Raw genomic sequence first — 11,884 nt, forward strand, 5'->3', positions numbered from 1 at the left:
TTTTTTGTTTTGAATTTGAAGCTTTAATCGATTACATAATTTAATCGAAAGCCCGCAAGACAGAAAAAAAGAAGCTTCTCACAAGTTCGGTGAACTCATGAGAAGCCTCGAAAAGTTAAATGGCATCAAGAGGGCATTAAAAATGACGTCCGTTGCCGACAAACCCTTGTAAATCAAGGGTTTTTTGTCGGTTTACATCATTCCGCCCATACCGCCCATGCCGCCCATGTCAGGCATTCCTGCGCCGCCGGCGTTTTCTTCCGGTTTGTCAGCGACAACGGCTTCAGTTGTCAGGAGCATTGCTGCTACAGAAGCTGCGTTTTGAAGTGCAGAACGTGTCACTTTTGTCGGGTCAACGATACCTTTTTCGATCATGTTTACCCATTCGCCGGTTGCAGCGTTGAAGCCTACGCCGATTTTTTCGTTTTTCAGGCGCTCAACGATGACAGATCCTTCAAGACCTGCATTGTGTGCGATTTGACGGATCGGCTCTTCAAGCGCGCGAAGCACGATGTTGATACCTGTTTGCGCATCGCCTTCAGCTTCCACTGCAGCGACTTTGTTGTATACGTTGACAAGCGCTGTACCACCGCCGGATACGATGCCTTCTTCAACAGCTGCGCGAGTTGAGTTGAGGGCGTCTTCGATGCGAAGTTTACGCTCTTTCAGCTCAGTTTCAGTCGCAGCGCCGACTTTGATGACAGCTACGCCGCCGGCAAGTTTCGCAAGACGCTCTTGTAATTTTTCTCTGTCGAATTCAGAAGTTGTTTCTTCCACTTGAGCGCGGATTTGGTTGACGCGTGCAGCGATTTTTTCAGTGTCGCCGGCGCCTTCTACGATTGTTGTGTTTTCTTTCGTTACCACAACTTTAGAAGCGCGTCCCAATTGTCCGATTTCAGTAGATTTCAGGTCAAGGCCTAAGTCTTCTGTGATTACTTCTCCGCCTGTAAGAACAGAGATGTCTTCAAGCATTGCTTTACGGCGGTCACCGAAGCCAGGAGCTTTAACGGCAACAGCGTTGAATGTGCCGCGAAGTTTGTTGACAACGAGTGTAGCAAGAGCTTCACCTTCAACATCTTCAGCGATCAGAAGCAACGGTTTGCCTTGCTGTACAACTTGCTCAAGCACAGGAAGGATTTCTTGAATGTTTGTGATTTTTTTGTCTGTGATTAAGATGTAAGGATTGTCAAGAACCGCTTCCATCTTATCAGAGTCAGTTACCATGTAAGGAGATGCATATCCGCGGTCGAATTGCATACCTTCCACAACTTCAAGCTCAGTTGTGAAGCCTTTAGACTCTTCGATTGTGATGACGCCGTCGTTTCCTACGCGCTCCATTGCTTCAGCGATAAGGCTTCCGACTTCCTCATCAGCAGCAGAGATCGCAGCAACCTGAGCGATAGACTCTTTGCCTTCGATCGGCTTAGAAATTTCTTTTAAGTTTTCGATTGCTACAGTTACGGCTTGTTCCATACCTTTACGTACGCCGACAGGGTTAGCCCCCGCAGTTACGTTTTTCAGGCCTTCACGGATCATAGCCTGCGCAAGAACAGTTGCAGTTGTTGTACCGTCACCGGCAACGTCGTTTGTTTTGCTGGCTACTTCAGCTACAAGCTTCGCACCCATGTTTTCAAACGCGTCTTCAAGTTCAATTTCTTTTGCGATTGTCACACCGTCATTTGTAATTAATGGAGAACCGAATTTTTTCTCCAGAACCACGTTGCGTCCTTTTGGCCCTAAAGTTACTTTTACAGCGTCAGCAAGCGCATCGACACCGCGAAGCATAGCGCGGCGTGCTTCTTCACTAAACTTAATATCTTTTGCCATGTTAACGAAACCTCCTCGAATTTTTAAAAATATTTATTTGCTTAGCCGATTACAGCTAAAATGTCGCTTTCACGTAAGATTAAGTATTCAGTACCTTCGTATTTCACTTCAGTACCGGCGTATTTTGAGAAGATAATGCGGTCGCCCTCTTTTACTTCTAAAGCAACGCGCTCTCCGCTTTCCAACACGCGACCTGAACCGGCTGCCACGATTTTGCCTTCTTGCGGCTTTTCTTTTGCAGAATCCGGTAATACGATTCCGCTGGCAGTTTTTTCTTCAGATTCTACGAGTTCAATGACAACGCGATCACCTAATGGCTTTAACAATGTAATAACCTCCTCAATAGTATGAATATGTAATTTTAGCACTCAGCTCTAAAGAGTGCTAACACAGTTATTATAATAAAGAATCTCACTTCCAATTTCAAGTCATAAGAATAAAAAATTTTCACGCTTACATGATTCTCTCTCACACTGATTTTCTCCTTTTTTCACGGCAAGTTCACTTGTGTTACAATAAGAACAAATAAGTTGATTTTATAGGATAAAGGAGTACATATCATTTGAGAAAACAGTATTGGTATATCATTTTGACATATGTTATCATGCAGCTTTCCGCATTGATCGGCATTCCTTTAATGTACAAATTCGGCTATGCGGGCGGGCACCCTACGAATGCGAATCTCACCATGGCTCAGGGGATTTATTCCGTCGTAAGCTTTTTTATCTGCCTGATTATCGTTCTCTTGATTTTGAGAACCGCGCCGAAGCAGACATTAAGAAACGGGAAGAAAGCATCCGCCGGCATGTCCGTTCTCTGGGCGGTCGCGGGAATATGGCTCGCTTTATTTTCTCAGGGAATCGCCGGGATGATTGAGCAGTATGTCTTTCACGTGGACAGCGGTTCCGAAAACACGAAAGCCATTCTCAACATTATTAAAGCCATGCCGCTCATGATTATCGTTTCTTCTATCGTCGGGCCGATTCTTGAAGAAATCATTTTCCGGAAGATCATCTTCGGTGTATTATATGAAAAAACGAATTTCTTTATCGCCGGACTGATCAGTTCCGTCATTTTCGGCATTGTGCATCAAGACCTCACGCACCTGCTGCTGTATACGGCCATGGGCTTTACCTTTGCGTTCTTGTATGTGCAGACGAAACGGATTATTGTGCCGATATTCGCCCATGTCATGATGAATACCATTGTCGTGGTCATGCAGCTCGGCCCCGCCCAAAAATATATTGAACAGCATAGTGAGCAAATGCAATTAATTATTGGAGGATTGTTTGTATGAGGAACCCAATGACTTGGGGCTTGATTTATTTCGCAGTCGGCTGTATCTTTACGTATTTGGCCGCAAGCTCTCCGGGAAGCATGTGGTCTTTTTATTCCATACTGCTGATGGTTTTCGCCGCTTATAATATCAGCATCTCGTTTAAAATGTTCGCCTTCTCATTTAAAGTGAAGAAAAATCAAAAATAATAAAAGAAAAGCCATTTCTCATCATTGAGAAATGGCTTTTTTTATGCTGATACGTCCTGGTCAGATTCACTGCCGGTCTGCCTTTTCCGATACGCCGCTTTTGAAATCAGGATACTGATCTCGTATAAAATGCAAAGCGGAATGGTAATCATCAAGTGAGACAGCAGCTCAGGCGGCGCAATCATCGCGGCGATCACGAGCAGCACAAAATATGCGTACTTCCTGATCTTCGATAAAAACATCGGAGTGATAACACCGAGTCTCGTTAAAAACATGATCAGCACCGGCATCTGAAACAGCAGCCCGAACGGAATCGTCAGCTGCAGCAGAAAATGAAAGTATTCGGTGATCCCGATCACCTGGTTGACATCCAGGTCATTCGAGACCCGCTTCATAAAATCAACGACCAGCGGAAATAAAATATAATAAGAAAACGACACACCGCCGACAAACAGCACGATCGAAATCGGAATATAGCTGAGTGTTACTTTGCGCTCCTTCTCATACAGACCCGGGCTGACAAACGCCCAAATCTGATAGAGAATAATCGGCGAAGTCAAAATGATGCCGATGATAAACGCGAACTGCAAAAAGATAAACAGCGGATCCGTCAGGTTAAAAGCATTAAGGGTGAGCTCTTTTACTTCATCGGCTTTTTGAAGATACACAATGATAGGTTTTGCCAGAAAAAAGCCGGCAATAAAGAAAACCGTAAAGGATAACGCCACAATCAGCAATCGTTTCCGAAGTTCGGCAATATGCTCCACAAGCGTCATTTGATTCACTCTCATACGCGTCATCCTATCTTACTGTTCTTCTTTCTTTTTTTCCTCTTCTTCACCGGCTAATCCCTTAGTAGCGTTCTTAAATTCACGAAGCGTGTCCCCCGCCGCTTTTCCTAATTCGGGAAGCTTCTTCGGACCGAAAATAATCACCGCCACCACACCGATAACCGCCAGGCTTCCAGGACCGATCATGTGCAGCTCCTCCTTTCGCTATTCAATTTCTTCCAAAACAGAATAATGCTTTAAGAAATAAACCAATGATTGAAGCTCTACAGCTAAATCTATATGATGAATTCGAATGTGATCCGGCACATTCAAACGGGCCGGCGTAAAGTTAAGGATTCCCTTGATTCCGAGCGCCACGAGCCGGTCGGTGATTGACTGGGCGGCAACCGCCGGAACGGTAAGAATCGCCACGGGTTCATCCTTTATGTGAAGCTCTAAATCATTAAGATCAAAGACAGGCACACCGCCTACCTCAGTTCCTATTTTACTCTGATTCACATCAAAAGCCATAGATATTTTTGTGTTATTATTTTTTGTGAAATTATAGTGAAGAAACGCCGTCCCTAAATTCCCGACACCGATCAAAATGACGTTCGTCGTTTCATCCTGATCCAGTGTTTTTCTGAAAAATGACAGCAGGTAATCCACATTATAGCCGTATCCTTTTTTGCCGAGCGCCCCGAAATAGGAAAAATCCCGGCGGATCGTGGCCGAATCGACTTTTACCGCGTCGCTCAGTTCAGCTGATGAAACGCGCTGCTTTCCTGAGGCGTGTAAATTCTTTAAAAAGCGATAATAAAGCGGCAGCCGTTTTGCCGTCGCCTGTGGAATTTTTGATTGATCCTTGTTCATGATTGGTCCTCCACTTTATACTCAGATGCATCTCTTTTAAAATCACCGTTTTTGCCTCCTGTTTTTTCCATGAGGCAGGTCGGGCCGATGACCATTCCTTTATCCAGCGCCTTGCACATGTCATACACGGTCAAAGCGCAGACTGAAGCGGAAGTTAGCGCTTCCATTTCCACACCTGTACTCCCTTTCGTTTTTACGCTTGCCTGTATATGAAGAACGGCTTCGGAATCCTTTTCCTCCCAGCCGAATGAAATGTCGACGCTGCTTAAAGAAAGCGGGTGGCACATCGGAATAATCGCTGACGTCTGCTTTGCGGCCATAATTCCTGCCACCTGTGCGACAGCCAGCACGTCACCTTTTCCGATCTCGCGGTTTTTGATTCTGCTGTACACGTCATGCTTCATGTGTACGCTGGATATCGCAGCGGCAGTACGGACTGTTGAAGATTTATCGCTTATATCCACCATGCGGGCACGGCCTTCTTCATTAAAATGAGAAAATCCATTCATATTTAAACTCTCCTTACTTCTGATCATACACTATTTTCTCCCTGATGTCTTATCCTATAATGTTCCAATTCTAATGTATTGTTTGCTGACAGCAGGTTGATAAGCTACACTTAACTTATTATAACAGAGGTGAAATAATATGATGATCTTACAAATTAATCAGCTATCCAAATCTTTTGGCGCTGATCCTATTTTAAACAATATAAAGCTTGAAGTCAGATCTCGGGATCGCATCGCCATAGTAGGCAGAAACGGAGCCGGCAAATCAACTCTCCTTAAAATTATCGCAGGTCACCTTTCATATGAAAAGGGTGAATTAATCAAACCGAAAGAATTAACGATGGGATATCTTGCCCAGCACACTGGCTTGGAATCCCAGCTTACCATAAAAGAAGAACTGCTGAGCGTTTTTGATTTCCTGAAAGCAATGGAAAAAGAGATGCGCTCTATTGAAGAAAAGATGGCCACGGCCGCCCCGGCGGAGCTTGAGACGCTGATGAAAACCTATGACAGGCTTCAGCAGGATTTCAAGGATAAAGGCGGCTATCAATATGAAGCGGACGTCCGATCTATCCTTCACGGACTCGGCTTCGGAAAATTTGACGATTCCGTGAAAGTGCAAAGCCTGAGCGGCGGTCAGAAAACAAGGCTTGCGCTCGGAAAACTGCTGCTGACCCAGCCTGATCTGCTTATTCTGGATGAACCGACGAACCATCTCGACATCGATACGCTTACATGGCTTGAGCATTATTTACAGGGATATTCAGGCGCAATCCTGATCGTTTCCCACGACAGATACTTTCTTGATAAAGTCGTCAGCCAAGTGTACGAGGTCTCCCGGACAGAAAGCAAAAAATACCTCGGCAACTACAGCGCCTATTTAGAACAAAAAGCCGAGCAGTATGAGAAAGACCTGAAGCTGTATGAAAAACAGCAGGACGAAATCGCCAAGCTTCAAGATTTTGTCGACCGCAATCTGGCCAGAGCTTCTACAACGAAAAGAGCCCAAAGCAGACGAAAACAGCTTGAACGGATGGACGTCATGGCCAAGCCGCTCGGGGATGAGAAATCCGCCGCCTTCCGTTTTGACATTACAAAACAGAGCGGAAACGACGTCCTGCGCGTACAGGATGTTTCCATCAGCTATGACGGCCAGCCGCCGCTCTTGAAAAACCTGACCTTCGGCATTACAAGAGGCGAAAGCGCCGCCCTCGTCGGACCGAACGGAATCGGCAAATCAACCTTGCTGAAAACGATTATGAACACGATCAGTCCGGAATCCGGGTCGATCACGTACGGTTCCAATGTCACAATCGGCTATTACGACCAGGAGCAGGCTGAACTGACATCGTCCAAACGCGTGCTGGACGAGCTGTGGGATGAATATCCGGACATGCCGGAAAAAGAAATCAGAACATGCCTCGGCAACTTTCTGTTCAGCGGAGACGATGTCCTGAAACCGGTCCGTTCGTTAAGCGGCGGGGAGAAAGCAAGAGTCGCGCTTGCCAAGCTGATGCTTCAAAAAGCAAACTTTCTCATCCTTGATGAGCCGACAAACCACCTTGACCTGGATAGTAAAGAGGTGCTGGAAAACGCCCTGATCGACTACCCGGGAACACTGTTATTTGTATCGCATGACCGCTACTTTATTAACAGGATCGCCACAAGAGTGCTGGAGCTGTCACCTGATCATGCAGAAGAATATTTGGGTGACTATGACTATTACACCGAGAAAAAAGCCCAGCAGCTGGAACTGGAAGAAATGAAACGGCAGGAAAAAGAGCAGGCTCAGCCTGCCGGCAAGGTCAAACAGGATACGAAAAGAACTTACGAGGAAGAAAAAGAATGGAAGAAGAAAGAACGGCAGCGCCTGAGACGCATTGAAGAAATCGAAGCGGCCGTCTCATCCGCCGAAGAGAAAATCAGTGCCAATGAGGAGCTGCTGTGCGACCCTGACGTGTATCAGGATCATGAAAAAGTACAGACCATTCACGCGGAGAATGAAGCCCTGAATCAAGAGCTCGAAAACTTATTAGCAGAATGGGAGGAACTCTCCTCAGAAGAATAGAAAAAGTCAAGCACCTCTTTAAGGGGTGCTTTTTTATCCACAGCTATCCTCCTTGTCAGCCATTTAAGTAAGCGTTTTATACACACTATCCACAAAATTTTCTGACTTTATCCACTTTACTAACAACTTTCAGTCCCTTATCCAGACTGGATTTCTGAATATATTCACAATCCTGTGGATATGTTAGAATTATCTGTTAATAAGTAAAAAAAGCCTCACGTTTTACAACGTGAGACGATCAAAGGATGTTAATTCCAAACCGGGCTGTCCGTTCATATCATATGAGCCCCGGATCCCCTTTTCAAAAGCAACGGTTCCGGCAGCCGCAATCATCGCTGCATTGTCCGTGCATAAAGAAAGCGGCGGGATGATAAGCTCGGGATCTCCCGAATGGCTGAATTCCTGTTGCAGTGCGGCTCTCAGCCCTTTGTTAGCGGCTACGCCTCCTGCAAGCAGCACTTGTTTAACCCCATATTCTTTCGCGGCCTTAGAGGTTTTTGCCGTCAGTACATCAATGACACTCTGCTGAAAGCTTGCGGCAAGATCCTCCGGAGGAATCACCTCATTTTTTTGCGAGGCGTTATGAAGCGTGTTAATCACGGCTGATTTCAGGCCGCTGAAGCTGAAATTGTAAGACCCTTCTTCCAGCCACGCACGCGGAAGCGGAATGGAATCCGTTCCCACAGCAGCCAGCTTATCAATCTGCGGCCCTCCCGGATAGGGAAGCCCCATCGTTCTTGCCACTTTGTCGTAAGCTTCGCCTGCGGCATCATCCAGCGTTTCACCGATAACCTCGAATGAACCGTGCTCTTTCATATAAACCAATTCCGTATGTCCGCCTGACACAACCAAAGCAAGCGCCGGGAACTGAAGCTCTCCTATCAGCCTGTTTGCATAGATATGGCCCGCAATGTGATGGACGCCGACTAACGGTATTTGATGGGCAAAGCTTAACGCCTTTGCCGCATTGACCCCGATTAACAGGGCTCCGACAAGTCCGGGTCCTTCCGTTACGGCAATCGCATCAAGATCATCAAAGCCCATCTCCGCCTTTGAAAGAGCTTCCTCAATCACAAGGGTAATCTGCTCCACATGATGTCTGGACGCTATTTCAGGCACGACTCCGCCGAAACGTTTATGACTTTCAATTTGAGAAGCGACAACGTTTGAAATGATGTCTTTTCCGTTTTTCACGACTGAGGCCGCAGTTTCATCACAGCTTGTTTCGATTCCTAATACATAAATATCTTGTTTTTCACTCATGTAATGTCACCCACATTAATAACGCGTCTTCCCCGTTATCTGTATAGTATTGTTTTCTGATTCCTCCGGCCTGAAGACCGAATTTCTTATATAAGGATTGGGCGGGATGATTTGAGACCCTGACTTCGAGAGAGAGCCTTCTTGCCTTTTTTTCTCTGCACAATTCTATCGCAGAGCGAAACAGCGCTTCTCCCAACGATTGGCCCCGATATTCCGGCTTAATGGCTATGTTCGTAATCTGCGCGTCATCTATAATAATCCAGATTCCGCAATACCCCGCCAGACAGCCGTCCTTTTCAATGACAAGGTAGTGGGCATACGGATTTTCCAAAAGCTCATGATAAAATGAATCCTTCGTCCACGGAGAAGTAAAGGATGCTGTTTCAATTTCATAAATTTGATCAATATCTTCCGGCCGCATGCTTCGAATCGCCGTTTTCGTTTTCATCCCTATCACCCTATTTTTGAGATTCCATCCATTTCGCTTCAGCCTCTGCCAGACGCAAATAATCCGGAACAAGGCTGTGGACATCCGTTTCTTCTTTTTCCAAGCCTAAAAACGCCAGCTCTGACGGCCGCGGATTATGCTGTGCAGCCGTTCCTATCACTGCTTGAGATGTCAATTCATGCAGAATGGTTTCTTCATGAATGGCTGTATCGTGTCCTAAAAATAAAACCGGAGACGCTTTTTCTTTCAGCATGCCGAGCCAATCAGTCAAAAGGACATTCTGATCAGGAAGAACGGATTGTAATCGGCCGTCCTGATATTCATAAAGTCCCGTATATACCTGTCCGCGCCGGGCATCAAATAACGGGCAGATCAGTCCTTGAAAGTGCCGTCCGTTAGCCGCCACCACCTCCAGGCTCGAGACAGCGGAAACCGGAAGCTTCAGCGACCATGCCAATGTTTTTGCCAGCGTCACACCGATTCTGACACCTGTGTACGATCCAGGTCCTTTCGCCACCGCTATTTTCGTAAGGTCCTGCGGTGTTAGGCCGCAATCCTTCAGCAATGAATTGACAGCAGGCATCGCCCGCACGGAATGATTCTTTTTTAAATATGTAATATACTCCGCCATCACCGTTTTGTCACGAACGAGCGCGGCACCCAGCGTGTAATTTGACGTATCAATTGCCAGTATTGTCATGTTTATTTATCTCCTCACAAAGCGTTTCATACCGTATTCCGAAAGCCGTAAAGGTAATGTCCCTTGCCTCATCACCGGCTCTCTTGATGACGATCTGCAGCCGTTCAGCAGGCAGCTGATCCTGAATTAAATGAGCCCATTCAATTAAACAGACGCCTTGTCCCTCAAAATATTCTTCAAGCCCTAAGTCTTCGCTTTCATCCTCCATACGATACACATCCATATGATATAGAGGAATCGAACCGTCATGGTATTCTTTTATAATTGTAAAAGTCGGGCTGTTTACCACTCTCGTGATTCCCAGTCCTTCGGCAAAACCCTTTGTAAAAGTCGTTTTTCCCGCGCCTAAGTCGCCTTCCAGTGTCAAAATGTCTCCCGGCTTTGCCAAAGAAGCGGCAAGCTTGGCTACGGCTTTCGTTTCTTCGGGGTTTTTCGTTCTCCATTGTAATGTCTTCAAAGTGAGTCACCCGTCTTATTTAAAATGATTGTATCCTTTTTTCTCAAGGACGATTTGTCTCTGATCATTGGCTGTCAAAAGAACACATGCTTCCTTCCGTTCAGATACCGCTCCTATCTTCGCAATCGGAATGCCCGATTGAGTGCAGTAATCAAGCAGAGAAATCCACTCTTGCTGAGAAACCGTTCCAACCAATTCAAAATCTTCACCGCCGAATAACACCCATTTCTTCCACTCGGAATCTGCCTCAGGCAAATCCGGATGCACCGGCAGAAGTTGTTCTTCAATTTCTATCGTAACTGAACTTGCCGCAGCTATTTCATGCAGCTCACTGGCCAATCCGTCACTGATATCATTCAGAGCCGCGCGCTGAAGCTGAGAGCAGAAGCGGCCGACTTGAACTCTCGGAACGGGCCGTTTATGTTTTCGGATAAAATAATCACTCGTGTGAAAAGCAGAAGGAAGTGTTTCTCCCAACAAAAGAGACAGTCCTGCTGCGGACGAGCCGATATCCCCCGTAACAAACACAACATCTCCGGGTCTTGCCGAGCTTCGCAGACAAGCGCAATCCTTCTCAACTTCACCGATGACAGTAACGGTAATTACGGCTTGACCGGAAGCGGAGACGGTATCTCCCCCGATCAAATCCATTTGGTATAGTTTCGCCAGTTCCGCCATCCCTTCATACATTGCCTGGACGTCAGCTTTCTGCCAGCAAGAAGGAACCGCTAGAGACACCAAATAAAACTTCGGAATGCCTCCCATCGCCGCAACGTCACTAATGTTAACAGCAAGCGCCTTATAACCGATATCATGAGGAGAGGAATACTCTAATTTAAAATGGACATTCTCCACCATTGTATCAAGGCAGACAATTTGCTGCATATGGGGTGACGCTGTATAAACCGCACCATCATCACCGATCCCTACATCGACGGAAGGATGATAATGCGAATGCGGCGTAATACTGTGAATCAACTCAAACTCATCCATATATCTCCCGTCTCCCTTTCTGACGCTCTTGTGAAATACAGCTCTTTCTAGTGTATCGGATTATGTTTCAATATCCAAGACTTTAACGATATAAAAGAAAGCTTGGTTAGATACCAAGCTGCCAGCATTAAAAGAAAACACAAAAAAAACGAAAACATGATCGTTTCGTTTACAATAAAAATGGCGGTCCGGACGGGACTCGAACCCGCGACCTCCTGCGTGACAGGCAGGCATTCTAACCAACTGAACTACCGGACCATTTAATTTTTGGTTGCGGGGGCAGGATTTGAACCTGCGACCTTCGGGTTATGAGCCCGACGAGCTACCGAACTGCTCCACCCCGCGATGATAAAATTTTAGAAAAGCTTGGCGGCGTCCTACTCTCACAGGGGGAAACCCCCGACTACCATCGGCGCTGAAGAGCTTAACTTCCGTGTTCGGCATGGGAACGGGTGTGACCTCTTCGCTATCGCCACCAAACCATTGAGAGT

At 46.3% G+C, this 11,884-nt stretch carries 14 protein-coding genes, 2 tRNA genes and 1 rRNA gene; 3 read left to right on the forward strand and 14 right to left on the reverse strand.

The genetic code is table 11. From position 1 onward, the window contains the following. Positions 1 to 192 precede the first annotated feature (192 nt). Together groL and groES are read right to left on the reverse strand one after the other, a co-directional pair. Positions 193 to 1,827 (reverse strand): chaperonin GroEL, encoded by a 1,635-nt coding sequence (gene groL / locus OWN49_RS16185; protein ID WP_003155941.1) that lies wholly within the window; start codon positions 1,825 to 1,827, stop codon positions 193 to 195. 41 nt (positions 1,828 to 1,868) lie between these two features. Then, complete coding sequence (gene groES, locus OWN49_RS16190; protein ID WP_003155970.1) at positions 1,869 to 2,153, reverse strand: co-chaperone GroES; 285 nt, start codon at positions 2,151 to 2,153, stop codon at positions 1,869 to 1,871. Positions 2,154 to 2,389: 236 nt separating this feature from the next. On the opposite strand from groES, the gene OWN49_RS16195 reads away from it, so the two are divergent. Both OWN49_RS16195 and OWN49_RS16200 read left to right on the forward strand, forming a co-directional pair. Then, positions 2,390 to 3,124, forward strand: a complete 735-nt coding sequence (locus tag OWN49_RS16195; RefSeq protein ID WP_015416945.1) for a CPBP family intramembrane glutamic endopeptidase — start codon at positions 2,390 to 2,392, stop codon at positions 3,122 to 3,124. After that, on the forward strand, positions 3,121 to 3,312 hold the full coding sequence (locus OWN49_RS16200; protein ID WP_003155975.1) for a YdiK family protein: 192 nt from the start codon (positions 3,121 to 3,123) through the stop codon (positions 3,310 to 3,312). Before OWN49_RS16195 ends, OWN49_RS16200 begins: the two co-directional genes overlap by 4 nt. A gap of 41 nt (positions 3,313 to 3,353) precedes the next feature. Here the strand turns inward: OWN49_RS16200 and tatC are convergent, their stop codons facing one another. The 4 genes from tatC to moaC are packed head-to-tail and all read right to left on the reverse strand — an operon-like array spanning position 3,354 to position 5,464. Next, the gene (gene tatC / locus OWN49_RS16205) at positions 3,354 to 4,112 is read right to left on the reverse strand and encodes a twin-arginine translocase subunit TatC (RefSeq protein ID WP_088005343.1); all 759 of its coding nucleotides are present in this window, start codon (positions 4,110 to 4,112) and stop codon (positions 3,354 to 3,356) included. A gap of 6 nt (positions 4,113 to 4,118) precedes the next feature. After that, entirely contained in the window at positions 4,119 to 4,289 is a 171-nt protein-coding gene (locus OWN49_RS16210; protein WP_003155981.1) for a twin-arginine translocase TatA/TatE family subunit, read from the reverse strand. A gap of 18 nt (positions 4,290 to 4,307) precedes the next feature. Beyond that, a complete protein-coding gene (locus tag OWN49_RS16215) occupies positions 4,308 to 4,955 on the reverse strand; it encodes a redox-sensing transcriptional repressor Rex (RefSeq protein WP_015416944.1) in 648 nt (215 codons plus the stop codon). After that, complete coding sequence (gene moaC, locus OWN49_RS16220; protein WP_003155986.1) at positions 4,952 to 5,464, reverse strand: cyclic pyranopterin monophosphate synthase MoaC; 513 nt, start codon at positions 5,462 to 5,464, stop codon at positions 4,952 to 4,954. Before moaC ends, OWN49_RS16215 begins: the two co-directional genes overlap by 4 nt. A 139-nt stretch (positions 5,465 to 5,603) precedes the next feature. On the opposite strand from moaC, the gene OWN49_RS16225 reads away from it, so the two are divergent. Continuing rightward, positions 5,604 to 7,532, forward strand: a complete 1,929-nt coding sequence (locus OWN49_RS16225) for an ABC-F family ATP-binding cassette domain-containing protein (RefSeq protein ID WP_020953910.1) — start codon at positions 5,604 to 5,606, stop codon at positions 7,530 to 7,532. A 222-nt stretch (positions 7,533 to 7,754) separates the two neighbouring features. Here the strand turns inward: OWN49_RS16225 and tsaD are convergent, their stop codons facing one another. The 8 genes from tsaD to rrf form a co-directional block, all read right to left on the reverse strand. Further along, positions 7,755 to 8,795 (reverse strand): tRNA (adenosine(37)-N6)-threonylcarbamoyltransferase complex transferase subunit TsaD, encoded by a 1,041-nt coding sequence (gene tsaD, locus OWN49_RS16230; protein ID WP_077721880.1) that lies wholly within the window; start codon positions 8,793 to 8,795, stop codon positions 7,755 to 7,757. Then, a complete protein-coding gene (gene rimI, locus OWN49_RS16235; protein ID WP_003155993.1) occupies positions 8,788 to 9,243 on the reverse strand; it encodes a ribosomal protein S18-alanine N-acetyltransferase in 456 nt (151 codons plus the stop codon). Before rimI ends, tsaD begins: the two co-directional genes overlap by 8 nt. Before the next feature lie 10 nt (positions 9,244 to 9,253). Then, entirely contained in the window at positions 9,254 to 9,943 is a 690-nt protein-coding gene (tsaB, locus tag OWN49_RS16240) for a tRNA (adenosine(37)-N6)-threonylcarbamoyltransferase complex dimerization subunit type 1 TsaB (protein WP_176283144.1), read from the reverse strand. Continuing rightward, positions 9,924 to 10,400 (reverse strand): tRNA (adenosine(37)-N6)-threonylcarbamoyltransferase complex ATPase subunit type 1 TsaE, encoded by a 477-nt coding sequence (gene tsaE, locus OWN49_RS16245; protein ID WP_071391370.1) that lies wholly within the window; start codon positions 10,398 to 10,400, stop codon positions 9,924 to 9,926. The genes tsaB and tsaE overlap by 20 nt, the downstream gene beginning before the upstream one ends. Positions 10,401 to 10,415: 15 nt before the next feature. Continuing rightward, positions 10,416 to 11,393, reverse strand: coding sequence for a thiamine-phosphate kinase (gene thiL / locus OWN49_RS16250; protein ID WP_070081449.1), 978 nt, complete (start codon positions 11,391 to 11,393; stop codon positions 10,416 to 10,418). 181 nt (positions 11,394 to 11,574) lie between these two features. Beyond that, positions 11,575 to 11,651: transfer RNA gene (locus OWN49_RS16255), tRNA-Asp, on the reverse strand. 10 nt (positions 11,652 to 11,661) lie between these two features. Next, positions 11,662 to 11,738 (reverse strand) — tRNA-Met (locus tag OWN49_RS16260). A gap of 19 nt (positions 11,739 to 11,757) precedes the next feature. Next, positions 11,758 to 11,873: ribosomal RNA gene (rrf, locus tag OWN49_RS16265) — 5S ribosomal RNA — on the reverse strand. Positions 11,874 to 11,884 lie beyond the last annotated feature (11 nt).

Source organism: Bacillus sp. NEAU-242-2 (assembly GCF_027853835.1).
In the GTDB taxonomy this organism is placed as follows: Bacteria; Bacillota; Bacilli; order Bacillales; family Bacillaceae; genus Bacillus; species Bacillus velezensis.

What these genes read in the sequence shown, in the direction of transcription:
- OWN49_RS16215 (WP_015416944.1), bottom strand. Translation starts at nt 4,955, where the DNA reads ATGAACAAGGATCAATCAAAAATTCCACAGGCGACGGCAAAACGGCTG.
- OWN49_RS16210 (WP_003155981.1), bottom strand. Translation starts at nt 4,289, where the DNA reads ATGATCGGTCCTGGAAGCCTGGCGGTTATCGGTGTGGTGGCGGTGATT.
- rimI (WP_003155993.1), bottom strand. Translation starts at nt 9,243, where the DNA reads ATGAAAACGAAAACGGCGATTCGAAGCATGCGGCCGGAAGATATTGAT.
- OWN49_RS16225 (WP_020953910.1), top strand. Translation starts at nt 5,604, where the DNA reads ATGATGATCTTACAAATTAATCAGCTATCCAAATCTTTTGGCGCTGAT.
- tsaB (WP_176283144.1), bottom strand. Translation starts at nt 9,943, where the DNA reads ATGACAATACTGGCAATTGATACGTCAAATTACACGCTGGGTGCCGCG.
- groL (WP_003155941.1), bottom strand. Translation starts at nt 1,827, where the DNA reads ATGGCAAAAGATATTAAGTTTAGTGAAGAAGCACGCCGCGCTATGCTT.
- tsaD (WP_077721880.1), bottom strand. Translation starts at nt 8,795, where the DNA reads ATGAGTGAAAAACAAGATATTTATGTATTAGGAATCGAAACAAGCTGT.
- thiL (WP_070081449.1), bottom strand. Translation starts at nt 11,393, where the DNA reads ATGGATGAGTTTGAGTTGATTCACAGTATTACGCCGCATTCGCATTAT.
- tatC (WP_088005343.1), bottom strand. Translation starts at nt 4,112, where the DNA reads ATGACGCGTATGAGAGTGAATCAAATGACGCTTGTGGAGCATATTGCC.
- moaC (WP_003155986.1), bottom strand. Translation starts at nt 5,464, where the DNA reads ATGAATGGATTTTCTCATTTTAATGAAGAAGGCCGTGCCCGCATGGTG.
- OWN49_RS16200 (WP_003155975.1), top strand. Translation starts at nt 3,121, where the DNA reads ATGAGGAACCCAATGACTTGGGGCTTGATTTATTTCGCAGTCGGCTGT.